This is a genomic window from Pseudomonas sp. FeS53a (assembly GCF_000931385.1).
In the GTDB taxonomy this organism is placed as follows: Bacteria; Pseudomonadota; Gammaproteobacteria; order Pseudomonadales; family Pseudomonadaceae; genus Metapseudomonas; species Metapseudomonas otitidis.
Map to the genome: position 1 here is coordinate 20918 of NZ_JYFT01000005.1, position 21204 is coordinate 42121.

The 21204-nt window shown below is 67.0% G+C and carries 22 protein-coding genes, 1 tRNA gene and 1 pseudogene; 9 read left to right on the top strand and 15 right to left on the bottom strand.

Annotation, left to right across the window (positions count from 1 at the left end):
• Positions 1-32: 32 nt before the first annotated feature.
• Together SZ55_RS01555 and SZ55_RS01560 are read right to left on the bottom strand one after the other, a co-directional pair.
• Positions 33-296 (bottom strand): hypothetical protein, encoded by a 264-nt coding sequence (locus SZ55_RS01555; protein WP_044400570.1) that lies wholly within the window; start codon positions 294-296, stop codon positions 33-35.
• A gap of 7 nt (positions 297-303) precedes the next feature.
• Complete coding sequence (locus SZ55_RS01560; RefSeq protein WP_044400222.1) at positions 304-522, bottom strand: hypothetical protein; 219 nt, start codon at positions 520-522, stop codon at positions 304-306.
• On the opposite strand from SZ55_RS01560, the gene SZ55_RS27830 reads away from it, so the two are divergent.
• Together SZ55_RS27830 and SZ55_RS01565 are read left to right on the top strand one after the other, a co-directional pair.
• Entirely contained in the window at positions 521-781 is a 261-nt protein-coding gene (locus SZ55_RS27830; RefSeq protein ID WP_152644416.1) for a hypothetical protein, read from the top strand. The two genes, SZ55_RS01560 and SZ55_RS27830, sit on opposite strands and share 2 nt — an antisense overlap.
• A 45-nt stretch (positions 782-826) precedes the next feature.
• Entirely contained in the window at positions 827-1549 is a 723-nt protein-coding gene (locus tag SZ55_RS01565; protein ID WP_044400225.1) for an amidotransferase, read from the top strand.
• A 73-nt stretch (positions 1550-1622) separates the two neighbouring features.
• Here SZ55_RS01565 and SZ55_RS01570 read toward each other — a convergent pair whose 3' ends face one another.
• From SZ55_RS01570 to SZ55_RS01590, 6 genes and pseudogenes are all read right to left on the bottom strand, one after another.
• Positions 1623-2594 (bottom strand): magnesium and cobalt transport protein CorA, encoded by a 972-nt coding sequence (locus tag SZ55_RS01570; RefSeq protein WP_044400228.1) that lies wholly within the window; start codon positions 2592-2594, stop codon positions 1623-1625.
• Positions 2595-2688: 94 nt separating this feature from the next.
• Positions 2689-3408 (bottom strand): 1-acylglycerol-3-phosphate O-acyltransferase, encoded by a 720-nt coding sequence (locus SZ55_RS01575; RefSeq protein WP_044400231.1) that lies wholly within the window; start codon positions 3406-3408, stop codon positions 2689-2691.
• Positions 3409-3483: 75 nt separating this feature from the next.
• Positions 3484-4317: a substrate-binding periplasmic protein gene (locus tag SZ55_RS01580; protein WP_044400238.1), complete on the bottom strand. Its 834-nt coding sequence runs from the start codon at positions 4315-4317 to the stop codon at positions 3484-3486.
• 39 nt (positions 4318-4356) lie between these two features.
• Positions 4357-5184: a methyl-accepting chemotaxis protein gene (locus SZ55_RS28930; RefSeq protein ID WP_373870879.1), complete on the bottom strand. Its 828-nt coding sequence runs from the start codon at positions 5182-5184 to the stop codon at positions 4357-4359.
• A gap of 30 nt (positions 5185-5214) precedes the next feature.
• Positions 5215-6240 (bottom strand): annotated as a pseudogene (locus tag SZ55_RS28935) (HAMP domain-containing protein); the annotation flags it as partial.
• A gap of 214 nt (positions 6241-6454) precedes the next feature.
• Positions 6455-7144 carry a crotonase/enoyl-CoA hydratase family protein gene (locus tag SZ55_RS01590; protein ID WP_044400244.1) on the bottom strand — a complete coding sequence of 230 codons (690 nt, stop codon included), beginning with the start codon at positions 7142-7144 and terminating at the stop codon, positions 6455-6457.
• A gap of 202 nt (positions 7145-7346) precedes the next feature.
• On the opposite strand from SZ55_RS01590, the gene SZ55_RS01595 reads away from it, so the two are divergent.
• From SZ55_RS01595 to SZ55_RS01605, 3 genes are all read left to right on the top strand, one after another.
• The gene (locus SZ55_RS01595; protein WP_044400247.1) at positions 7347-7565 is read left to right on the top strand and encodes a hypothetical protein; all 219 of its coding nucleotides are present in this window, start codon (positions 7347-7349) and stop codon (positions 7563-7565) included.
• Between the two features lie 93 nt (positions 7566-7658).
• Positions 7659-7748: transfer RNA gene (locus SZ55_RS01600), tRNA-Ser, on the top strand.
• Positions 7749-7972: 224 nt separating this feature from the next.
• Positions 7973-9007 carry a GNAT family N-acetyltransferase gene (locus SZ55_RS01605; protein ID WP_044400250.1) on the top strand — a complete coding sequence of 345 codons (1035 nt, stop codon included), beginning with the start codon at positions 7973-7975 and terminating at the stop codon, positions 9005-9007.
• A 3-nt stretch (positions 9008-9010) separates the two neighbouring features.
• On the opposite strand, the gene SZ55_RS01610 is transcribed toward SZ55_RS01605, so the two are convergent.
• Complete coding sequence (locus SZ55_RS01610; protein WP_236692378.1) at positions 9011-9862, bottom strand: alpha/beta hydrolase; 852 nt, start codon at positions 9860-9862, stop codon at positions 9011-9013.
• A 13-nt stretch (positions 9863-9875) separates the two neighbouring features.
• Positions 9876-12674: an autotransporter outer membrane beta-barrel domain-containing protein gene (locus SZ55_RS01615; RefSeq protein WP_044400253.1), complete on the bottom strand. Its 2799-nt coding sequence runs from the start codon at positions 12672-12674 to the stop codon at positions 9876-9878.
• Between the two features lie 261 nt (positions 12675-12935).
• Between SZ55_RS01615 and SZ55_RS01620 the strand changes: the two genes are divergently transcribed.
• Positions 12936-13226: a hypothetical protein gene (locus SZ55_RS01620; RefSeq protein WP_152644417.1), complete on the top strand. Its 291-nt coding sequence runs from the start codon at positions 12936-12938 to the stop codon at positions 13224-13226.
• Positions 13227-13238: 12 nt separating this feature from the next.
• Here the strand turns inward: SZ55_RS01620 and SZ55_RS01625 are convergent, their stop codons facing one another.
• The 4 genes from SZ55_RS01625 to SZ55_RS01640 all read right to left on the bottom strand — a co-directional run bounded on the left by SZ55_RS01625 (position 13239) and on the right by SZ55_RS01640 (position 16735).
• Positions 13239-13655, bottom strand: a complete 417-nt coding sequence (locus SZ55_RS01625) for a hypothetical protein (protein WP_044400257.1) — start codon at positions 13653-13655, stop codon at positions 13239-13241.
• Between the two features lie 13 nt (positions 13656-13668).
• Positions 13669-14268 carry a hypothetical protein gene (locus tag SZ55_RS01630; protein ID WP_044400260.1) on the bottom strand — a complete coding sequence of 200 codons (600 nt, stop codon included), beginning with the start codon at positions 14266-14268 and terminating at the stop codon, positions 13669-13671.
• 203 nt (positions 14269-14471) lie between these two features.
• Positions 14472-15557, bottom strand: a complete 1086-nt coding sequence (locus tag SZ55_RS01635; protein ID WP_052807508.1) for a hypothetical protein — start codon at positions 15555-15557, stop codon at positions 14472-14474.
• A 176-nt stretch (positions 15558-15733) separates the two neighbouring features.
• A complete protein-coding gene (locus SZ55_RS01640) occupies positions 15734-16735 on the bottom strand; it encodes a hypothetical protein (protein ID WP_044400263.1) in 1002 nt (333 codons plus the stop codon).
• Positions 16736-17237: 502 nt separating this feature from the next.
• On the opposite strand from SZ55_RS01640, the gene SZ55_RS01645 reads away from it, so the two are divergent.
• The gene (locus SZ55_RS01645; RefSeq protein WP_044400266.1) at positions 17238-17579 is read left to right on the top strand and encodes a ribonuclease E inhibitor RraB; all 342 of its coding nucleotides are present in this window, start codon (positions 17238-17240) and stop codon (positions 17577-17579) included.
• 66 nt (positions 17580-17645) lie between these two features.
• On the opposite strand, the gene SZ55_RS01650 is transcribed toward SZ55_RS01645, so the two are convergent.
• The gene (locus SZ55_RS01650; RefSeq protein WP_044400269.1) at positions 17646-18668 is read right to left on the bottom strand and encodes an AraC family transcriptional regulator; all 1023 of its coding nucleotides are present in this window, start codon (positions 18666-18668) and stop codon (positions 17646-17648) included.
• Between the two features lie 137 nt (positions 18669-18805).
• On the opposite strand from SZ55_RS01650, the gene SZ55_RS01655 reads away from it, so the two are divergent.
• Together SZ55_RS01655 and SZ55_RS01660 are read left to right on the top strand one after the other, a co-directional pair.
• The gene (locus tag SZ55_RS01655; RefSeq protein ID WP_044400272.1) at positions 18806-20275 is read left to right on the top strand and encodes a flavin-containing monooxygenase; all 1470 of its coding nucleotides are present in this window, start codon (positions 18806-18808) and stop codon (positions 20273-20275) included.
• Positions 20259-21203 (top strand): alpha/beta hydrolase, encoded by a 945-nt coding sequence (locus SZ55_RS01660; protein ID WP_044400275.1) that lies wholly within the window; start codon positions 20259-20261, stop codon positions 21201-21203. Before SZ55_RS01655 ends, SZ55_RS01660 begins: the two co-directional genes overlap by 17 nt.
• Position 21204 lies beyond the last annotated feature (1 nt).

Consider the following 21204-nt stretch of genomic DNA (forward strand, 5'->3'; position numbering starts at 1 on the left):
CCCACCGGGCGGTCTTTTCGTTTCCGGGGGCTTCAGAGCTTGCCTTCACAACCTCGCAGTGAGGTGCGCTCGAAGCGCTCCGGCAACCAGCTGGTGCGTTTCAGGGGCGGGCTCTCGAGTCCCTGGCGGGTGTCTCGCTCGTTACTGCCCTGTCGGGCGATCTCCTGGCGTGTCTCCAGGTTCTGGGCCACCGCGCCTGCCGAGCCGTGCGCATGGCCGAGCAGCGTAAAGCCGTTGGTCATCAATGCCAGCGCCGCCAATGTGAGCAGCCGGCGCCTTGAGCGCTGCTGTTCCATGGCCACCTCAGCTTCGCCTTGCCGGGGGCGACAGGGGATGCGGATCGCTCAGCAACAGAGTCGGAACGGCCTGTGCCAGGCGTTCTCCCCAGCCGGCCTGCGGCAGCACCGGCCGCGCCTGGCTGAAGCTGCCGCTCAGCACCAGAACGATGGTCACCACGATGGTGTAGAGGCCCAGGCTGGCCAGCGCGCCGTTGCGTGCGTAAGTGAGCGGGGAGGGGGTCATGGCTGCGATCCGTCATCGGGTTGGGGTGACCCAGAATCGCCAATACGGATTCGATGGAAAAACGCTCCCTGAGCATTTCAACTATCGACATGGGCGATATCATCGCCACGAGCGTCAAATTTTATTGACGATGCTGGCGCAGTGTCATGCCAGCTCCGCCGTGGCAGGTTGCAATTTCCTTCCCGAATTTCAGGCAGTTCGGCAACACGAGCAGGCCTTGCGAAGCGGCGCTATTTCAAAGCTCGGAGGCTTGTGTTAAATAAATCGCACACAAGGTGCCTTACCCAAGCTTCAGGACAATTTCATGCCCCTACGCATCTGCATTCTGGAAACCGACATCCTTCGCCCTGAGCTCGTCGACGAGTACAAGGGCTACGGCAAGATGTTCGAACAGCTCTTCGCCAAGCAGCCCATCGAGGCCGAGTTCGTCACCTACAACGTGGTGGAAGGCCATTACCCGGCTGCCGGCGAGCGCTTCGATGCCTACCTGGTCACCGGCAGCAAGGCCGACTCCTTCGGCGACGATCCCTGGATCCAGACCCTGCGCACCTACCTGCTGGAGCGCTACAAGGCTGGCGACAAACTGCTCGGTATCTGCTTCGGCCACCAGTTGCTGGCCTTGCTGCTGGGCGGCAAGACCGAGCGCGCCACCCAGGGCTGGGGCGTTGGTACCCATGCTTATCGCGTCGAGAAACAGCCGGAGTGGATGAGCCCGGCGCTGGACGAGCTGACCCTGCTGATCAGCCACCAGGACCAGGTCACCCGCCTGCCCGAGAACGCCACCCTCATCGCCTCCAGCGAGTTCTGCCCCAATGCCGCCTACGCCATTGGCGAGCAGGTGCTGTGCTTCCAGGGGCACCCGGAGTTCGTTCACGACTACTCCCGTGCCTTGCTCAACATCCGCCAGCAGGCCCTGGGCGACCAAGTGTATGGCCAGGGCATCGCCAGCCTCGATCGCGACCACCAGGGCACGGCAGTGGCCGAGTGGATGATGCGCTTCGTGGCCAAAGGCCGCAGCGCCGCCTGAGCCTCCTCTCGCGCACGCACACGAACCGATGCCCGCACCAGCGGGCATCGGTTTTTTCAGGCCTGGGAAAGGGCTAGAGCCAGCCGGAGCGCTTGAAGCTGGCGAACAGGGCCGTGCAGCCCGTGGCGATGAAGCCCAGCACGCCGAAGTAGCCGTAGTGCCAGGTCAGTTCCGGCATGTTCTGGAAGTTCATCCCGTAGATGCCCGCCACGGCGGTTGGGAAGGCGAGGATCGCTGCCCAGGCGGCGAACTTGCGCTGCACCACGCTCTGGCGCGAGGACTCCAGCAGCAAGCCGATCTCGATGGCGTGGTCCGCCATCTCCCGCAGGCCGGTAAGGTCCTCCAGCAGCCGACTCACGTGGATGGCGATGTCGCGGAAGTAGGGGCGCATGTTCTTGTCGATGAAAGGGAAGTCCAGGCGCTGCAGCTCCTGGCAGATTTCCGCCAGCGGACCGATGTAGCGGCGCAGGCGCAGCAGGTCGCGGCGCAGTCCCTGGATGTGCACCACATCGGCCTGGGTCAGCGGGCATTCCAGCACCCGCAGTTCCAGCGCTTCCAGGTCGGCGTGGTAGGTGTCGATCAGCGGCCGGTAGTTCTCGATCACGAAGGCCAGCAGCGCGTAGAGGACGAAGTCCTCGCCGTGCTCCAGTAACAGCGGGCGGGCCTCGCAACGCTGGCGGACTTGGGAGTAGGGCGCCGACTCGCCATAGCGCGCGCTGATCACATAGCCGTTACCGGCGAACAGCTGGGTTTCGATGAACACCAGTTGGCCGTCCACCTTCACAGGGGAATAGAGCACCAGGAACAGCGCATCGCCGAAGGTTTCCAGCTTGGGGCGGGTGTGGCGCTGCAGGGCGTCTTCCAGCGCCAGTTCGTGCAGGCCGAACTGGCGCTGGAGCGTGGTTAGTTCCTCGGGGCCCGGGTCATGCAGGCCGATCCAGACGAAGTGGCCGGGCTTTCTCGCCCATTCGAGCCCCTCGTCGAGGCTGATGTTGGCAACGCGCTTGCCTTTGGAGTAAACGGCGGCGGCGACCACATGACCCATGTGAGTGTTCCCTGTGCGGCTGGAGAGTGGGGCGAGCTTAACCCGCCCGGCGCATCAGCGGGGCGCCACGTTGCCCAGGACCACGTGGGCGCTATCAGTCGGTGGCCAGTTCGCGGTCCATGCCCTCGATGCAGTCGAGCATGCGCTGGCGGCACTCCTCCATCAGCGCGGGCATGTCGTCGAGTGTCAGGCCGGCCGTGGGGATGGCCGGCAGCGCACGGATCAGCACTCGGCCACTGTTCCAACTGTTCAGCCGCAGTTGACGGACGTAGTTGCTGACGCACACGGGAATGATCGGCACTCCCGCGTTGATGGCCATTTGGAACGCTCCGCGCTTGAACGGCAGCAGGCGCTCGCCCTGGTTGCGGGTGCCTTCGGGGAAGACCCAGATGGAGGTGTCGCGATTGCGCAGCGTTTCGGTGGTGGTGACCATCGCGTCGCGGGCGCGGCGGGCGTTGCCCCGGTCGATGAGCACATTGCCGGCCAGCCAGTAGAGCTGGCCGAAGAAGGGAATCCACTTCAGGCTCTTCTTGCCGATGCTGACGGTACGTGGCGGCACCACCCGGCCCAGCACATAAAGATCGAAGTTGGACTGGTGGTTGGCGATGATCACGCAGGGGTGGTCCCGGGTCAGCGTGCTGACCTCGGCCTTGAGCTTCAAGCGCATGATGCACAGGCCTGGCAGCCCGTAGAGGCGAGCGCACAGGCGGCTGTTGTCGGGGTTGAACGGGCGGCACAGGCCCAGCAGCAGACCGGCGACGCCGGCGATGATGAAATGCACGCCCATCAGGACCATGCGCAGGAGAAAAAGCATCGGGCTCGCTCGATCAGGTAAAAGGCGCGCAGTGTACGGGTGTGCACTTTTGCCTGCAATCGCAGGCCACCGGGGTCAATGGCCGCGCCCCGGCGTGGGCAGCTCGGGCTCCAGTGCGCTGTATTCCCGCACCAGCCGAGCCACCGTGCCGTCGTCCATCACTTCGCCCAGCGCGGTATTGAAGTGCTGGATGAAATCGGCCCGGTACGGATAGGCCTCGGTGTTCAGGCGGGAGAACCCCAGGTGGCCATGCTCGGTGGACAGCGTCGGGCCCTCCACCAGGCGGCTGGCCTCGTCATGGCTCAGACTGCCGTCGCGGACCATGCGCTGCAGCTCCCAGAGGATCGACAGCCGGTCGTTGATGTACACGTCGGTGCGCTGGTGCAGCAGTTTCAGCAGGTTGGTGCGGTTGTCGCGGGCGTAGGACTGGTCGATCACCCCGGACTCCACCATGTCGCGGTAGCGCACGTCGTCCACCGTGACGAAGCCGCTGTTCAGGCCCACCCGCAACCCGGCATAGGCCCTGGGGAAGTCCTCGAAGTGGCGCTTGCCCGCCAGGCCCGGGCGGATGAACACCGCCAGGCGCTCCTCCAGGATCGGCCGGGAATATTCCATCCACGGCCGTTCTTCAGGCCGGTAGTAGGGCGGGTAGAGGGCGAAGGCGCTGCCCTTGGCGATCTCCGCCAGGCCACGGGGCCAGGGGAGGGGACGGATGGACACGTGGTACTCCGGCATGCGCTTGAACACGCTGCGCAGGATGTCGGTGTACAGGCCCCGGGCCTCGCCGTTCTCCTCGTAGCTGTAGGGCGGGTAGCCGGAATCGCAAAGGATGGTGACCTCGATGGGATCGGCCTCCGCGCGCCCCAGCAACAGGGCGCAGGCGAAGGCGAGGCGCAGGAGCATACGCATGGCGGCCTCCGGAAACGCCGCGCCAGGCGCGGCGCGTGGTCAGATCCTGAAGCGGCTGAGCAGGCGATCCTGCTGGCCGACCTGGTCCACCATCACCGCGCATTGGCGCACCTGCTGCTCGGCGCCGCCGGCCACCTCGTGGCTGATGTCGCGGATGTTGGTGGTGTTGCGGTTGATCTCTTCGGTGGTGGCGCTCTGTTCCTCGGCCGCCGTGGCGATCTGCAGGTTCATGTCGTTGATGCGGTTGATGGCCTCGCGGATACGCCCGAGCATGTCGTTGGCCGCGCCGGCGTCCTCTGCCGTGCGGCTCGCGGTGTCGCGGCTCTGCTGCATGCGTTGCTCGGCCTGGCGCACGCCGGTCTGCAACTGGTCGATCATCTGGCGGATTTCCTGGGTCGACTGCTGGGTGCGGGAGGCCAGGGAGCGCACCTCGTCCGCCACCACGGCGAAGCCCCGCCCTGATTCGCCCGCCCGCGCCGCCTCGATGGCCGCGTTGAGGGCCAGCAGGTTGGTCTGGTCGGCGATGCTGGTGATCACCGAGAGGATCGACTCGATGTTCTGGCTCAGCTTGGCCAGCTCGTTGATGGCCTGGCCGGTGTCCTCCATCTCGTCGGCCAGCTGCTTGATCGCCTGGGTGGAGTTGGAAACCACCCCCACGCCATTCTCGGTCTCCTCGTTGGCCGCCAAGGCAGCCTGGGCTGCGGCCTGGGCGTTGCGCGCCACCTCCTCGGCAGTGGAGGCCATCTCCTGCATGGCGGTGGCCAACTGGTCCAACTCCTGCAACTGCACCTGCAGGCGGCTGGCGGCCTGCTCGGCTTCGTGGGAGGTGAGCTGGGTACTGCCGCGAACCTGGCGGGAGCTGCTCATCACGTCGGCGATCAGCGTCTGCAGGTTCTGCAGGAAGCCGTTGAACTCGCGGGACAGCACGGAAATCTCGTCATTGCCCTCGGCCGGCAGGCGCCGGGTCAGGTCGCCCTCGCCGCTGTTGATCTCGCGCAGCGAGGCGGCCAGACCGTCCAGCGGGCGCAGCAGGCTCTTCACCAGCAGGCTGAGCACCACCAGGCTGATCACCACGCCCAGCACCGTGCCGATCACGGCGCGCCAGCTCAGGGCATTGGCCTCGGCCATCACCTTGTCCTGGTCGAGGACCACGCCGATGTACCAGTCCATCCCCTTGAGGTTGGGCAGCGGGGTGAAGGAGACGAGCAGCTTCTTGCCTCCGGCTTCCACCTCCTGCAGCTCCTTGCGCAGTGCCGGGCTCTTGCCGTCGAACAGCTCGCTGTAGGACTTGCCGTTCAGCTTGGTGTCCGGGTGGGAAATGATGTTGCCGTCGCGGCTCAGCAGGAAGGCATAGCCGGCGCCGTTGAAATCCAGGGTGTTGACGGCATCGGCCACGGTCTTCAGGCGGATGTCACCGCCCATCACACCGAGGAATTTGCCGGCATCGGTGATGCGTGCAACGGCAGAAATGAGGATCTCGCCCGTGGTGGAGTCGGTGTAGGGCTCGGTGAGCACGGCCTGGCTACCGTTCTTGCCGACTGCGTACCAGGGGCGCTGGCGACCGTCCCAGTCCGGCTTGGGCTGCCAGGACGCATCGTTCTTGATCGGCTTGCCGTCTGCCTCCAGTGCACCGAATACCAGGATGAATTCGTTGCGCAGCATGGGCGAATCGAACACCCGTTGGGTCTGCTCGGGGCTGTATTGGCTGTCGACGTTCTGCGCCATGAGGTCCATCAGGCGGAGCTTGGCGTTGAGCCAGTTCTCGATCTGCCGGGCCAGTGCGTTGCTGCTTTCGGAAATGCTGGACTCGGTCTGGGCGCGCAGCGTCTCGCGGACCTGGCTCACCTGGGAGAGGGACAACAGCGCGGTGGTCAGGAACAGCACGGCGGCTGCGGCGAGGCTGACCTTGTGGACGATTCTCATTCGGGACTCCCCAAGCGGATGGAAGGCTGGCGGCTACCGTCCCTGACTGCCCCACGCATTAAAAGTAATACAGGTTTGCCAAGCTCACCTGTCAACGTGCCATCACCCGTCGGAAAATGAGCGGCGCTCCACAACCGCTCTGCTGAGCAAGCGCGACCCGCCGGCATGAAAAAGCCCGGCGCTGGGCCGGGCTTCGGAGGCTTGCCGGGGGCGCTTAGCCCAGGTGCTGCTTGTCCAGCTCGATGGCCTGGTCGAGGGTTTCCAGCAGTGCCTTGCGCACCTTCAGCTTGGTGTTGCGGTGGGCGGTCATGTTGATCTTCTTCAGCTGCTGCGCGGCCGCCAGGGCGGTCGGCAGCAATGCTTCGGCCGGAACCACCTTGTCGAGGAAGCCGGCGTCCAGCGCGCCCTGCGGGTCGAACATCTCGCCGTTGATCACCGAGCGGTGGAAGGCGGACTTGCGCAGGCGGTCACGGGCCAGTTCGATGCCCACGTGGTGCATGGTCATGCCGATCTGCACCTCGTTCAGGCCGATGTTGAACGGCCCTTCGACGCCGATCCGGTAGTCGGCCGACAGCAGCAGGAAGGCACCCTTGGCCACGGCATGGCCAGGGCAGGCAACGATGATGGGGTAGGGGTGGGCCAGCATTCGGCGGGCCAGGGTGGAGCCGGCGGCGACCAGGTTCACCGCGTTCTGCGGGCCGGAGGTCATCACCTTCAGGTCATAGCCGCCGGAGAGGATGCCCGGCTGGCCGGTGAGGATGACGATGGCGCGGTCCTGCTCGGCGCGGTCCAGCGCGGCATTGAAGGCGGCTATCACATCCGGGGAGATGGCGTTCACCTTGCCGTTGGACAGGGTCAGGGTGGCGATGCCGTCTTCGAGTTGGTAGGAGATCAGCTCACTCATGGCGGGAGTCCTTGTTGTGGAATGCGGCAGACGTTACCCACGGGCGGTGGGCAGGTAAAGCGCTTTGGCTGACTGGCAAGTCAGCCACCATGCGGGCTTCAGCGCATCCGCGCGGTTTTCTATCAGGGCGATACCCAAGGCCAATTGGCTCCTGGCGCGACCCTTCCCTAGGGTGGCAGCGTTCCCCATTCCAGGAGGTCCCATGGACAAGTGGATCAACCGCGCCGCCATCATCCTCGCGCTCGTCCTGCTCGGTGGTTCCGTGCTGCTCGCCCAGAGCGCCACCCTGAAAAGCCCAATGGGCGTGCTGCTGCTGTTCGTGCTCGGCGTCGTGGTCTCGTTCGGCTTCGTGTTCTTCGGCAGCCTCAAATTCGACGACGCCCCGCACCGTGCCGATGCAGAATCCGGGCGTCGGCCATAAGCGCATGAAAATTCTCAAAAAAATATTTGCATTCCGGAAAACACTCCACTAAATTAGCGCACCTCGACGGGGCCAACGCCTCAGAGAGATTCCGGTGAGGTGTCCGAGCGGTTGAAGGAGCACGCCTGGAAAGTGTGTATACGGGAAACCGTATCGAGGGTTCGAATCCCTCCCTCACCGCCACTTTCCGATACAAGAAAACCCCTGATATTCCTAGTGAAGTCAGGGGTTTTTGCTTTTCAGCGTCCGCACCTATACGTGCCTGGCGCCGCCCGTATTGCCCTGCGCTCTTGTCCATGCCAGATCGGCGCTCTGCTGTTCTGCTCATCCCGGTCCTTACTGTCCCTGTGCTCCCTGGTTCTTTGTTGCGAGCATGCGTGCCCTGATCAAGCCCTGAGAGTTGGACCATGGCGGACTTGCCTGTCGAGTTTCCCGAATTTTTCCTGCCCCGCTGCACGCTGCGACGGATTCATCCCCGTGACGTCGGGGCGATCTTCGCCGGGTTGTCCCACCCCCAGGTGATCGTCCACTACGGCGTGTCCTACGACAGCCTGGAGGCGACGGACGAGCAGATGCAGTGGTACGACTCGCTCCTTGAGGAGCGCCAGGGCATCTGGTGGGGCATCGCCTTGCCCGGGAGGCGTGAGCTGGTGGGGGCCTGCGGTTTCAACGACTGGTCCCACGCCGACCGCAGCCTCGACATCGGCTACTGGCTGATGCCGCAGCACTGGGGCCAGGGGCTGATGCAGGCCTGCCTGCCCACCATCCTCCGCTTTGCCCTGGCCACCCTCGGCGTGCACCGTATCCACGCCGACGTGGAGCCCGAGAACCCCGCCAGCGCCCGTTTGCTGGAGCGTCTCGGCTTCGTGCTCGAGGGCACCTTGCGGGACGTGGAGTGCAAGGATGGCCGCTTCCTCAGCCTGCACCAGTACAGCCTGCTGGCCACCGACCCGGCAGGGCGGGCGTTGCTGGCGGATGCCTCACCCATCCTGCGTCCGGCCCGTGGAACGGACGCACCGGCGCTCAGCGCCCTGGCCAAGCGCAGCAAGGCTCACTGGGGCTATCCCGAAGCCTGGCTGGGCGCGTGGGATGCCGCGCTGACCCTCAGTCCCACGCAGCTGGCGAGCCATTACGCCGTGCTGGCGGCTGCGGATGGGCAGCCGTTGGGCTTCTATGGGTTGGAGCATGACGAGGATGGTTGGCAGCTGGAGCATTGCTGGATCGAACCGTCTGCCATGGGGCGCGGCCACGGGCGGCGCCTGGTGGAGCACGCCCTGGCCGTGGCCCGCGGGCTGGGCGCCGCGAGCCTGACGGTGGAGTCCGACCCCTCGGCCCGGGCCTTCTACGAGCGACTCGGGGCCCGGCATGTGCGCGATGCATCGCGCCCGGTGTGCGGGCAGCCTCGGCAGCTGCCGGTCCTGGAGTGGCGGTTTGGCGACTGACCCTCAGCGGCGTGTTGTGCTGCCTTTATAGGCATGGCGCTTCCACAAGGCCGGCCAATCCTGCGCCCAGCAGCAGCCATGGTCGAAGCCGGGCATCTCGATCACTTGTGACGGCGTCCCGGCGGAGGTGGCCGCCTGGAAGCGTTGCGCCAGTTCGGCGGGCGTGACCGGGTCGCGGTCGCCGACCAGGTGGACCTGGGGCAGCGCCCGCAGTTCGTCGTGGTGCCGGGCCGGGTTGTCCGAGGCGGTGAGGCGCGGGACGCGGTGCCAATCTGCCCAGGCGTCCGGGTCGAGGTTGCCGGCGACGGTGATGACCTGGCGCACATCCTCGCGTCGCGCCGCCACCAGCAGGGCGACGGCGGCCCCGCCGGAGTAGCCCACCAGCACCAGTTCCCTGGCCCCCAGGCTCGCCTTGAGGCGGTCCACGGCGTGGCTGGTGCCGGTCACCACGTCCGGGGCGAAGCGTGCCCCCGTCCAGTCCTGGGTCGTGCAGTGGCGGGTGCCCACGAACTGGCAGGGGCGTGCCAGGTAGGCGGCGCTGCCGTCCGGCTGCGCCAGGGCCAGTTGCAGGGCGAGCGGGGTGAGCGGGGTCGGGTCGGGCGAGGGCAGGGTAGGGCTGAGCCAGGCCAGCCCGTCGCCTTCCAAGTAAACGGTCAGCACCCCGCCAGCGCTGCCTTGCCGTGGGTGATAGCTACGCAGCACGAAGCGCCCTGCATCCAGGTCCTCGGCCACCCAGCCGTGCGCCTGCGCCAGCGCATCGGCGTGTTGGGTGCGCTCAGCCGGGGAGGGCACCGTGGCGCAGCCGGCCAGGGTGGCCAGCAGCACCATCAGGGCCAGGTGCGCCCGGGCGTTCATGGCGCAGGCCTGCTCAGAACATCCAGCGCAGTTGCACCGAGGCGGTCTGCCCGAGGAAGCCTTCCTTGTGGGTGGCGTCGTAGCGGCCGGTGATCTCGGTGCCAGTGGCGGTGGTGTAGGTCAGCCCGGCGCCGGCCCGCTGGCTCCAGGCCGACTGATGGGTGCCGTAGGTGACGAACGCCGCGTCCGGTGCGCCGGCGTAGGCCGAAGTGATGCTGGCGTCGCGGTTGTACAGGTCGTAGCCGGCGCCGAGGTTGGCGCTCACCTTGAGCTGGTCGCTCAGGGCGTGGGTCAGGGTGCCGTCCACGCCGAGCACCAGGGCGTCGGTGCTGCGGGACTTCACCTGCAGGTCCAGGCCGCCGGCACCTTTCTCGCGATAGGCCTCGTCCTCGATCCAGGTGTAATCCAGGCGGATGAACGGGGCGAAGGTGGTGCTCGGCGCCAGGGCGAAGCGGCGGTCCACCGCCACCCCGGCGTGAGCGGTCTTGCTGGTGTAGTCGGACTTCGCGCTGAGGCCTGCCAGGTCGATCTGCCGGCGCCCGTCATTGTCCATGCGACCCCCGTCGAGCTGAAACGACAGATCGCTCTGGGCATCCAGCGCGTGGCGGCCGTAGAGGATGAGCTGGTAGCTGTCCACATCGGCGCTCTGCTTGGGGCCGCCGGAGTGGCTGGAGACATCGGTCTTGGCGTAGGCGAAGGCCACGCCCAGGTCGGTGTCCGTCGAGAGGCTGCCGTCGAGGCCGGCCACCAGCCCCTGGGTGTCGGCGCTGTAGCCGTTCACCCCGTTGCGGCTGTCCTGGCGGGAGTGGGTGGCGAAGGGCTTCAGCCAGAGGTGGCGGTCACCCAGGAAGGCATCGCCTGACGACAGGCCGCGAGCGGTGTCGATGCGTGACTGCACCACGGCGTTGACGCTGCCGAGGGTGTCGCGGGCCAGGGACAGGGAGTTGCCGGTCAGCAGCGGCAGGGTCTGCTCGACCCGGTCATTGACCTCACCGGCATCGCCGCTGCCGAGGATGCTGTTCAGCGCCTGGGCCAGCTCGGGCGAGTCGGTGCCACTGGCCAGCAGGGCGTCCCAGATCGAAGCGGCACCCCGTGCGCCGGGCTGGCTGGGGGAGACGGCCGCGCTGATGCTGGTCATGCCCGTGTCGCGCACCACCAGGTCCACCGCGTTGTTGCGGAACAACGCGGAGAAGGCATAGCGCAACGAGTTGTCGGTGACCTGCAGGCCGTTGTTGGTGACGCCGCCGTTGGCCGTCAGCACGTTGGTCAGGTCGCCGCCGGCGAAGGTGGGCTTCACGTCCACCGCGAAGGTGCCGCCGAGGTTGGCGCTGCCGCCCACTGCCAGGGTGCTGTAGCTGCCGCCGGCCGCGGCCAGCCCCAGGGTGCCGCTGGCGGTCTGGGTGAAGTTGCCGCCCACGCTGCTGGCAACGGCCGAACCGGTGGCGAGCGGGTTGGCGACCGTCGCGCCTTGTTTCAGGTACAGGCTGCCGGCGTTGTTCAGGTTGGCCAGGGTGCCGAGGGAAACGCCCCCCAGGAGGGTGCCCCCGGCCCGGTTGTCCACGTTCAGTGCAATGCCGTTGTCCACCTGCACGGCCGTGGCGGCGCTGGCGACGGTGCCGGTGTTCACCACGCTGCCGCCGCTGGCCGAGGTCACGCGGATGCCCACGCCGGTGGTGGTGAGGATGCCGCTGTTGCTGATGCCCACCGGCCCGCTGTTGGATTCGGCCAGCAGGCCGGTGAGGGCATTGATGCGCCCGGCGTTGAACAGGCTGATCGCGCCCTGGGCGCTGGCGGCCGCCATGCCCGCGTCATGGGCGGCATTGATGAGGCCGCTGGCGGTGTTGGTGAGGGTCACGGTGCCGGTGCCGTCGGTGTAGGCGCTGATGCCGTGGAAGTCCGGGCTGACCTGGGCCAGGTTGGGGTTGCGGTTGGCGGTGATGCTGCCGCTGTTGGTCACCCTCACATTGCCGCCGGTGCCGGCAGCCACCACCGCGTCGTAGTGGTCGGCTACCACGGTGCCGCTGTTGGTGATTTCCGCACTGCCGTTGGCGGACCAGGCGATCAGGCCCTGCCGGGTGGTGGAGCGCACGCTGCCCTGGTTGTCGATGCGCGCGGTGCCCTGGTAGTTGATGGCCCGGGCGCCGGCCTGGAACGCATGGACCGTGCCCAGGTTGGTGATGCCCACATCCACCGGTACAAGGCTGGCCGAGCCGCCATCGGCGTACAGGCCGCGGCCGTTGGCGACCGTCACCTGCCCACGGTTGATCACCGATACCGGGCCATTGTTGGAGGTGGCAGTGATGCCGTCCGAGTTGGCGCCGTAGCTGGTGACGGTGGCGGCGCTGTCCACGCGGATTTCATTGCGGGTGGACGTGTCGTTGCTCTCCGAGCGCAGCCAGACCGCGCCGAACGGGCCGGCCGAGGTGATGCTGACGCCGGAGCCGATCAGCAGGTTGGCGTTCCAGCCCGCCTGGCTGGAGTACATGTACACCGCCGGGTAGTCGCTGCGGTTCAGCACGGTGGTGCCGTCGATGGTCAGGGTCTGGGTGAAGGGGCCGGTGGCCGAGGGGTTGCTCAGCACCGCCACCGAGTTGGCCGTCACGTCGGTGACGGTCAGCGAGGAGGCTCCCGCGTTGCCCTGCATCTGGATGTCGGTCGGGCCGCATTGCAGCGAGGCCACGTTGCCGGACGTGGTACAGCCGGTCAGCGGCGCTGGCAGGGCGAAGGCGGAAGAGGCGCCGAGCAGGAGCGAAGCCTGGGCGATGTGTTGGGCAAGGCGACGGAGCGGAAAGGCGGTGGTGGTCAGCCGCATGATGACGTCCCTGTTCAGGTGGTCGTATGGCGGGCACACCAGTGGCCCGCGGTCATGAAGGTCCCGGATCCAGCGCGATGCCCCGGTCGCTGTACCCGATGCCCCATGCCGCTGCCGGACGGATCGTCGAATGGGTTTACATTCGTGTCCTGTCTTCTGTGGCAATAGATATAACCCTATTTTCTTTGTAAGAAAATTCCTTGATGGCATGTTGCCTTTGGGTAAATCTGCCTCATCACCCGGATGATGAGTGCAGCCGACATGAAGTCCTCCCTGTGGCTGGCGCCGCTGGCCTTCCTGGCCACGCTGGCCCTGGCACAACCCACCACCCCCTCTCCCGATGACGACGAGATCGCGCGCCGGCTGATCGAGGCGTCCATCGCCCGCTATGCGGGGAGCTGCCCCTGTCCCTACAGCACCGCCCGCAACGGCAGCCGCTGCGGGCGGCGCAGTGCCCATGACCGGCCGGGCGGCGAGGCACCCTTGTGCTTTCGCGAGGACGTCAGCGACGAGGCCATCGCCCGCTACCGCGCGCGCATGGCGCAGGAGTGACGACCCGGGGGATCAGGGTGGTCCGTACTGGATGCTGGCGCACCCGCTGGACAGCAGTAATTCGCCGTCATCGGCCTCGAACGCGGTGATGGTCCGGGTCTTGTCGACGGTCACGGAGATGATGCAGCGGTTGGGGTGGTGCACGTTGTCCCAGTAGTGGGTGGTGACCAGGGCATTGCCCTGCTGCTCCGTCGAGCTGCCCACCACTTCGCTGCGGTAGTAGGAGGTGTCGGTGGTCCAGCGCATCACCACCTGGCCATCGGCGAGGGGCGTCATCTCGTCGGGGCGGCCGAAGTAGCTGATGGCGTCTTCGGCAGGGCGCCCCATCCATTGGTTGCGGGCCAGTATCTCGGGGAGCGTGTCCATCTGGATGCAGCCGGACAGGGCGGCGGGCAGGGCGAACAGGGCGAGCAGGGCGCGTAGGGTCATGGGGGCCGTCTCCTCAGCGCTTGGGCGGGTTGCCGAGCAGGATGTCGAGGTCGCGCATCACCCCGTCGGTGCCGTTGCGCACCGCGCCGGGGGCCTGGTCATAGGCTGCTGGGGTCGTGAGGCCCCAGATCTGTGTACGGGTGACCTGGGCCAGCACGTCCGCCGTGGTGTTGCCGATCCGCAGCATGGCGTTGCCTTCGCGGTTCTGCGCGTCGCAGGCGAAGGTGTAGGCGCGGTCGACCCAGCTCTGTGGCACCGGTTTCCAGCCCTGCGGCGAGGCCAGGTTGGAGGGGGTGTTGGAACGCATGTAGGCGGTGATGCCGTCGAACTTCACCAGGCGCTGGCGGCACTGGAACTGCATGCTGTAGTGCACGAAGTTCGGCGCCTCGGCGGACTCGAGCACCTGCACGACCCCGACGCTGCGCGGGGCCTCCGTTTCGCCTGAGCCTCGGCGCTGCTCGGCCACCGACAGGGCGTCGGCGTAGAACATGTCGCGCTCCGGTGAATCGCCCGTGCCGAATATCACCCACCAGTCCGCGGCGAGAGCCGATTGCGGGGTCTGGGCCAGCAGGGCCAGCGTGGCGGCCCCGATCAGTCTGTTCCTGATGTTCATGCGGTCTTCCCTGGTATGCCGGTCTGCGGCGCTGGGCGAACGGTAGCGAGCCCCCAGGGCGGCATGAATAGGGCGCATGGACTAGTGGCAGGGTGCTTGTTGGCGGACTGTGCGCCAGTGCGCAATGCAATGGGCCGGGGCCCTGAACGCAACACCCCCTGGAGTCGTGGACCCCAGGGGGTGTTGTCTGGCGCTGGATCGGCTCAGCGCTCGAGCACGTAGGTTTCGCCCCAGATGGAATCGTCCTTGACCGGCTTGGCGTTGAGCTTGACCGGGCGGTACTGCAGGTTCGCCAGGGCCTTGCTCATCTTCATGTAGCCGTACTTGGACGGGTCGCTGGCGCTGCGGAACTCCTGCAGGCCGGTGGGGATGCGCACCATGTAGAGCGCCGAGAGCTGGCAGTCGAGCTTGTCATTGGCCACGCGCCGGCAGTCGCTCTGCTCGAAGCCGACGTTGGGGGCCTCCGGGTAGAAGCCGTCCACCAGCACCGCCTCGCCTGGGGCCACCTCGAAGGTGGCGAAGGGCTTCTTCAGGTCGCTGTAGGCCTCGATGCTGGCCACCTTACGTTCCTTGACGTCCGCCACCCAGCCACCCGCCGAGGTCTGCCGGGTGACGTCGTAGGCGTTGTTGCCCCAGCTCACGCATTCGCCGCTGACCACTCGTACGGCTGCGCAATAGCTCTGGTTCACCGTCTCGGTCTGGTACTGCGGGTCCTGCCAGCGCTGGTCCCGGTCGAACTCGCTGAACGCCTTCTCCACCAGCGTCACCAGGCCCAGGGGAGAGGGGGTGATGTCGCGATTGGCCTGGGGGTTGGGCGCGGTGGTGCGCGGTGAGTTGTAGACGCTGCCCATCAGGTCGTACTGGCCGGGTTCGACGATGTAGACCTGGTACAGGGTGCGGTCGAACACGGTCTGGTAGTGAGAGCCGTGCACGCCGATCTTCTCGGCCTTCATGTTGTTGCCAACGTAGAGCACCCGCTTGGGGTTGGCGCGGTTGCGCCATACGGCGGTGCCGGTGCGCAGCTTCTCGAAGCGCACCGCGTCGTCATTGTTCTCGAAGTCGTACTGCTGGCTGTCGAGGTTGATGGTGGTGGTCACCACCACCGCCATGCCGGAGGCCAGCGCCGCCTCGAACAGGTCGTCGGTGGCGGCGTGCAGCTGGCGGGCCTGGCTGACCACTTCCTGTTCGTACTGACGCTGCTGGTCCATCAGCGATGGCGGCGCCACGCAGCCGCCGAGCAGGGCGAGCGAGAGGGCAAGGAGACTGAGGCAGGGGAGTCCGTTCTTCATGGGCGTTCCTTCTGGAGGCGGGCCTGGAAGCCCGCCGGGCTGAGCGGGCTGGGATCGAGGTCGCCGAGCATAGCGACGGTGCCCGTCACGGTACGCTAACCGGTTCACGCGTGGCGGCGGGCTAGTACATCCGTACTAGGGAAGGTGCTCCCGGCAGGAGCCGGGAGCGGAGGGGGTCAGAGCGGTTGGATGGTGCCGAGGCGGTCGTTGATGACGTAGGTGCGGTTGCTCTTGTCGATCAGGGTGATCTCGGCGCCCGGCTGGCCGTCCTGGTCGCTGACGGAGAGGATCGAGTACTCGGTCGAGTTGATCGGGTAGTCCTTCTGGGTGTTATCCGCCGGGTGGAGGATGGTGATCCTGTCCAGCTTGTTGATGATGACGTCAGCTCCCGGCTTGCCGTTGGTGTCGACGAAGCCAGCGTATGTTGCCCAGTTCGAGCCGCTGCCCTGGGTGTAGTTCTGGAACTGGCCGGCGGCGACTGTGCCGGTGTAGATGATCAGGTCGTTGTTGTCGCGAGCGATGAGCTCGTTGCCCGGCACGCCGTTCACCTCTGCCGCGGCGATGGTGGCAGTGGCGCCATTGGTGAAGGTGGTGCGCTTGAGGCGCGTCTGGAAGTCGTACAGCAGGATGCCGTTGCCGGTGGTGAAGGACAGCGTGCCGTAGGGCAGGCCACCGATGTTGAACGGGCCGTAGTAGTGCCAGCCGCCCACCATGAAGTCACTGAGGGTGACCTGTTCCTTCAGGTGGTGGCTGACGATGATGGCTTCGGCGCCGGTCAGCGCGATCACTTCCTCGCCCGGGTTATTGTCCAGCTGTGCAGTGCCCACCACGTTCCAGACCTTGTTGCCGACCGGGTACTTGCGGACGGCGTTCTCCACCATGCTGATGATGGCGAGGTCGGGGCCGGCCTTGACGATCAACTCCGCGCCGGGCCTTGAGTCGGTATTGGCGGCGAAGCGCAGTTCCCAGGTGGTATTGCCCAGGTCGTAGGTCCGCAGCAGGGAGCCGCCGGCGCTTTTCACCTGGATCTTTCCGGATTCGCGGAACACGCTTTCCGGCGTGCCATCACCATCCAGATCCCAACGGCCGAGTAGGTCGGCTGCCTGTGCCTGGGGAATGAGTGCCTGGGTGCCCAGCAGTGCCAGGCCGGACAGCAACAGTTTTGCTTGCTTGTTCATCTATCAGTCCTTTTCCTTGATGAGGCGGTCAGTTTCTTCTGACCGGTTGCCAGCGAAGCACAGGATGGGGCGAGGTGGAATGCTGGCCACCCAGCAGACGGGGAACCAGGCGCGATAAATGTCGATCCATGCACATTCCAGTGCTCTAGAACGAGGGTTTCAGCGTTTTTGGTGCGCTTCGTCAGAGGCTCCGGATGGTCAGCGTGTCGGCGTCGAGCGTACGCTGAGCCGCCCCCCATTCAGTGCTGCAGGGATGCCGCCCGTCGTCCGACCGGTGGCTTCCATCCATACTCCCCGGCAGAGCTGCGCGCTGGGCGCTACCCTGAAAACCGATGCAGTCGATCGTTGTGTACAAGCCAAGCCGTGGCCGGCCCCTCGGGACCCGGCCACACCCGGAGCCTACGTCCGTGGGCACGGGTGGGGCGGCGCCGCCAGGCGCCGCAGGTCGAGTCCCTCGACCCCAGCGTCACACTCATCCATCGCCAGAGAGGAGGTCTTGAACATGAGCACCACCTTCCACGATGACGTCAGCAGCAATGTCTTGCGCCGTATGAAAGAGGGCGGTTTCGATTTCGCCCGCGTTCACCCCATCGAGTTCTACGCCATCTTTCCCGATGAGGACCGGGCCCGGATGGCCGCACGCAATTTCCGTGGTGAATCGCTCAACGCCCAGGTCTCCCCACGGGATGACGGGGCCTGGCACCTGCAGGTGAGCAAGGTGATGTACGCCACCCACGCCGGCATCGGCGACTTCGAGCATGACCTGGAGGAGCTGGTGGTTCCCCTGGGCGGTGTACTCGATGGCTGGGGGGTCACCCAGGAGATCCCGGCGCAGCCGCGCTGAGCCCTGTTTCCTTGCCCATGCCGGCCAACCTTCGGGTTGGCCGGTTTCGTTCTGGGAGGCGGCGGGTCAGCGTTCGTCGCGGCGGAACTGCCCGGGCGAGACGCCCTTCCAGCGCTTGAAGGCGTGGATGAAGTTGGACACCTCGCCGTAGCCCAGGCGCTCGGCGATCTCCTCCAGGCGCAGGGCGGTGGAGTGCAGCAGCTCCTCGGCCAGAGTGCCCAGCACTTCGTCCTGCAACTGGCGGAAGCTGGTGCCTTCGGCGTCCAGGCGGCGCCTGAGGGTGCGCGAAGTCATGTGCAGCTGGGCGGCCAGGCTTTCCATGTCCACCCGCTGGCCCGGTCGGCCCAGCAGCAGGTCGCGGATGCGGCTGGCAAAACCGTCGCGTTGGCGACGGCGGTCCAGCAGGGCGCGGCACTGGGCCTCGCAGTAGGCGGCCGCCTGGGGGTTGGCACCGGGCAGGGGCAGGTCCAGCAGGGCGCGGTCGAAGGTGATGCAGTTGTGCGCCGCACCGAAGGTCGGCTCCACGCCCAGCAGCGCACGCCAGGGTGTGGTGTCGGCCGGAGCGGGGAGGGCGAAGCAGGCCCGGCGCACCGGCAGGCCGCCGCCGGCCAGGTCACGGTGCACGCTGAGCGCGCCGGATACGTCGCGTTCCAGTACGAAGCCGCGCAGGTCCTCGGGAAGCGACGAGGGGATCAGGTGCAGCTGCGCCGCGTCCCCCACCTCATCGAGACGCAGGCCGTGGAAGGCATAGGTCAGGTCCTGGTAGCGCAGGCCCAGCTCCACCGCGCTGCGGTAGGTGCTGCTGCTGAGCAGCGCATAGCCCCAGATGCCGTAGGTGTTCAGGCGGTAGCGCCGGCCGGCTTCGAGGCCGATGCCCGGACGATCCCCCAGCCCCCGGGCGATGTTGCGCAGCAGGCTCAGTTCCTGGGCCGCGTTCACCTCCGAGCCGGGGTCGCCCAGCAGCTGCCAGTCGAGCCCGGTACCGGCCAGGCAGTGCTCCAGGCTCAGGCCGTGGTCGAGGCCGAACTGGATCATCAGCTGCACGCTGGTGGCGCTGCGACGGTGGGATGTGGGAGCAGGGCAGGTCATGGTGGCTTGAGCAGGTTGTCCGGAACTCACAATCAGGTGTCCGACTATGCCATAACCCGAACCCGGTGGCGGAACTAGGATGCATGCAGCCTCGCGGACAGGACCTGCCGCGCGGTTCCAGCCAACGGGAGATAACAATGACCAACACTTCCCCGAGTGGCGCGCCCCTGCGCGTGCTCATCATTGGCGCCGGTTTCGGTGGCATCGGCCTGGCGATCCAGCTGTTGAAGGCGGGCATCCGCGATTTCCAGATCCTGGAAAAAGGCGATGACGTCGGCGGCACCTGGCGCGACAACAGCTACCCCGGCGCCGCCTGCGACGTGCCTTCGCACCTGTATTCCTACTCCTTCGAGCCCAAGGCCGACTGGTCGCGCAAGTTCGCGCCCCAGGCCGAGATCTTCGCCTACCAGCGCCACTGCGCCGACAAGTACGGCCTGCGACCTCACATCCGCTTCGGCTGTGAAGTGGCCGAGGCAACCTTCGACGAAGGCGACGGCACCTGGCAGTTGCGCAGCACCGCTGGCGAGACCTTCCGTGCCCGCGCCCTGGTGAGTGCCTGCGGCCAGCTGAATCGTCCGGCCTGGCCCAAGGTGCCGGGGCTGGAGCGCTTCCGGGGTGCGTTATTCCACTCCGCCCGCTGGGACCACGGCTACTCCCTGGAAGGCAAGCGGGTGGCGGTGATCGGCACCGGCGCCAGTGCCATCCAGTTCGTCCCGCAGATCGCCCCCAAGGTTGCCCGGCTGAGCCTGTTCCAGCGCTCGGCGGCCTATGTGATCCACAAGCCCGACCGCGCCTACCGGCCCTGGGAGCTGGCGCTGATGCGTCGCCTGCCGGCTTTGCAGAAGGTCGACCGGCTGCTCAAGTATGTGCAGCACGAATCACGGGTGCTGGCCTTCTCGGTGTTCCCGCCGCTGATGAAACTGATGCGTGCACGCTTCCACCGGCACCTCGCACGCGGCATCGCCGACCCCGTGCTGCGCCAGCGCCTGGTGCCGGACTACCCCCTGGGCTGCAAGCGCATCCTCATCTCCAACGACTTCTACCCGGCCCTGGATCGCGACAACGTCGAAGTGGTGGATTGCGGCATCAGCGAAGTCACCGAGGATGCCGTGATCGCCCGTGACGGCCGGCGCATCGAGGTGGACGCCATCATCCTCGGCACCGGCTTCACCGCCACCGACTTCCTCGCCCCCATGACCCTGCGCGGCCGAGGCGGACGCGACCTCAACGAAGCCTGGCGCGACGGCGCCGAAGCCTTCCTCGGCATCAGCGTCAGCGGCTTCCCCAACCTGTTCATGCTCTACGGGCCGAACACCAACCTCGGGCACAACTCCATCCTTTACATGCTGGAAAGCCAGTTCCGCTATGTGCTCGACGGCATCCGCGCCCTCGATGGCCTGCGCTACCTGGACCTCAAGCCCGACGTGCAGCACCGCTTCAACCAGCGCCTGCAGCAGGCCGTGCGCCACACCGTGTGGGAGCAGGGTTGCCAGAGCTGGTACAAGACCGCCGACGGGCGCAACACCAACAACTGGCCCGGTTTCACCTTCACTTACCGCCGGCAGACCCGCCGCCTGGAGCTGGAACACTATGACTGCGTCCGTTGATTTCACCGCCCCCGCGCCCGGTCAGGCGGCCCTGCGCGGCATCCTGCGGGGTGCCCTGACGCTGCTGTTCCGCGGGTTGATGCGCCCGCCGCTGCCGGTCCCGCTGCAGCGCGCCATTCTGCGCGGGCTCACCGCCAGCACCCTGGCGCCCCGCGGCGTCACCCGCGAGGCGGCGCAGCTCGCCGGCCGACCCTGCGAATGGCACCGCCCACCGGGCGGTGGCGATGCCGTGCTGCTGTACCTGCACGGCGGCGCCTTCATCACCGGCTCGCCCGCCACCCACCGCGCCATCGCCGGCAACCTGGCCAAGCGCGCCGGTATCGACGTCTGCGCGCTGGACTACCGCCTGGCACCGGAACACCCGTTCCCCGCCGGCCGGGACGATGCCGCGGCGGCCTACCGGGCCCTGCTGGAGAGTGGCCATGCCGCCTCGCGCATCGTCATCGGCGGCGACTCCGCCGGCGGCAACCTCACCCTGGTCACCGCCCTGCGCCTGCGCCAGCTCGGCCTGCCGGCACCGGCCGCCCTGGTGTGCTACTCGCCGGTCACCGACCTCAGCGGCAACGCCCTGCACCAGCCACCAGCCGGCGACCCGCTGATCAACCCGAAGTGGATGGAGCTGGCCGCCGACCTCTATTGCCCACCGGGCATGGAGCGCCGGGACCCGGCCCTGTCGCCGCTGTTCGATGACCTCGGGCACCTGCCGCCGCTGCTGGTGCAGGTGGCCGAGGATGAACTGCTGCGCGACGACAGCCTGCGCCTGGTGGCCAGGCTCCGCGAGGCGGGGGGCTGGGTCCGCCTGGAGCGCTACCCCGGGCTCTGGCACGTGTTCCAGGCCCACGCCGGCCTGCTGCGCAGCGCCGATGAGGCCCTGGCGAGCACCGCCGGGTTCATCCGCCACTGGCTCGACCACCCGCAGGAGGGCTGAG

What these genes read in the sequence shown, in the direction of transcription:
- SZ55_RS01615 (WP_044400253.1), bottom strand. Translation starts at nt 12,674, where the DNA reads ATGCGGCTGACCACCACCGCCTTTCCGCTCCGTCGCCTTGCCCAACAC.
- SZ55_RS01580 (WP_044400238.1), bottom strand. Translation starts at nt 4,317, where the DNA reads ATGCGTATGCTCCTGCGCCTCGCCTTCGCCTGCGCCCTGTTGCTGGGG.
- SZ55_RS01555 (WP_044400570.1), bottom strand. Translation starts at nt 296, where the DNA reads ATGGAACAGCAGCGCTCAAGGCGCCGGCTGCTCACATTGGCGGCGCTG.
- SZ55_RS27830 (WP_152644416.1), top strand. Translation starts at nt 521, where the DNA reads ATGGCTGCGATCCGTCATCGGGTTGGGGTGACCCAGAATCGCCAATAC.
- SZ55_RS01565 (WP_044400225.1), top strand. Translation starts at nt 827, where the DNA reads ATGCCCCTACGCATCTGCATTCTGGAAACCGACATCCTTCGCCCTGAG.
- SZ55_RS01640 (WP_044400263.1), bottom strand. Translation starts at nt 16,735, where the DNA reads ATGAACAAGCAAGCAAAACTGTTGCTGTCCGGCCTGGCACTGCTGGGC.
- SZ55_RS01650 (WP_044400269.1), bottom strand. Translation starts at nt 18,668, where the DNA reads ATGACCTGCCCTGCTCCCACATCCCACCGTCGCAGCGCCACCAGCGTG.
- SZ55_RS01630 (WP_044400260.1), bottom strand. Translation starts at nt 14,268, where the DNA reads ATGAACATCAGGAACAGACTGATCGGGGCCGCCACGCTGGCCCTGCTG.
- SZ55_RS01575 (WP_044400231.1), bottom strand. Translation starts at nt 3,408, where the DNA reads ATGCTTTTTCTCCTGCGCATGGTCCTGATGGGCGTGCATTTCATCATC.
- SZ55_RS01625 (WP_044400257.1), bottom strand. Translation starts at nt 13,655, where the DNA reads ATGACCCTACGCGCCCTGCTCGCCCTGTTCGCCCTGCCCGCCGCCCTG.
- SZ55_RS01570 (WP_044400228.1), bottom strand. Translation starts at nt 2,594, where the DNA reads ATGGGTCATGTGGTCGCCGCCGCCGTTTACTCCAAAGGCAAGCGCGTT.
- SZ55_RS01560 (WP_044400222.1), bottom strand. Translation starts at nt 522, where the DNA reads ATGACCCCCTCCCCGCTCACTTACGCACGCAACGGCGCGCTGGCCAGC.
- SZ55_RS01655 (WP_044400272.1), top strand. Translation starts at nt 18,806, where the DNA reads ATGACCAACACTTCCCCGAGTGGCGCGCCCCTGCGCGTGCTCATCATT.
- SZ55_RS01620 (WP_152644417.1), top strand. Translation starts at nt 12,936, where the DNA reads ATGAAGTCCTCCCTGTGGCTGGCGCCGCTGGCCTTCCTGGCCACGCTG.
- SZ55_RS01595 (WP_044400247.1), top strand. Translation starts at nt 7,347, where the DNA reads ATGGACAAGTGGATCAACCGCGCCGCCATCATCCTCGCGCTCGTCCTG.
- SZ55_RS01660 (WP_044400275.1), top strand. Translation starts at nt 20,259, where the DNA reads ATGACTGCGTCCGTTGATTTCACCGCCCCCGCGCCCGGTCAGGCGGCC.
- SZ55_RS28930 (WP_373870879.1), bottom strand. Translation starts at nt 5,184, where the DNA reads ATGAGCAGCTCCCGCCAGGTTCGCGGCAGTACCCAGCTCACCTCCCAC.
- SZ55_RS01590 (WP_044400244.1), bottom strand. Translation starts at nt 7,144, where the DNA reads ATGAGTGAGCTGATCTCCTACCAACTCGAAGACGGCATCGCCACCCTG.
- SZ55_RS01635 (WP_052807508.1), bottom strand. Translation starts at nt 15,557, where the DNA reads ATGAAGAACGGACTCCCCTGCCTCAGTCTCCTTGCCCTCTCGCTCGCC.
- SZ55_RS01605 (WP_044400250.1), top strand. Translation starts at nt 7,973, where the DNA reads ATGGCGGACTTGCCTGTCGAGTTTCCCGAATTTTTCCTGCCCCGCTGC.
- SZ55_RS01645 (WP_044400266.1), top strand. Translation starts at nt 17,238, where the DNA reads ATGAGCACCACCTTCCACGATGACGTCAGCAGCAATGTCTTGCGCCGT.
- SZ55_RS01610 (WP_236692378.1), bottom strand. Translation starts at nt 9,862, where the DNA reads ATGAACGCCCGGGCGCACCTGGCCCTGATGGTGCTGCTGGCCACCCTG.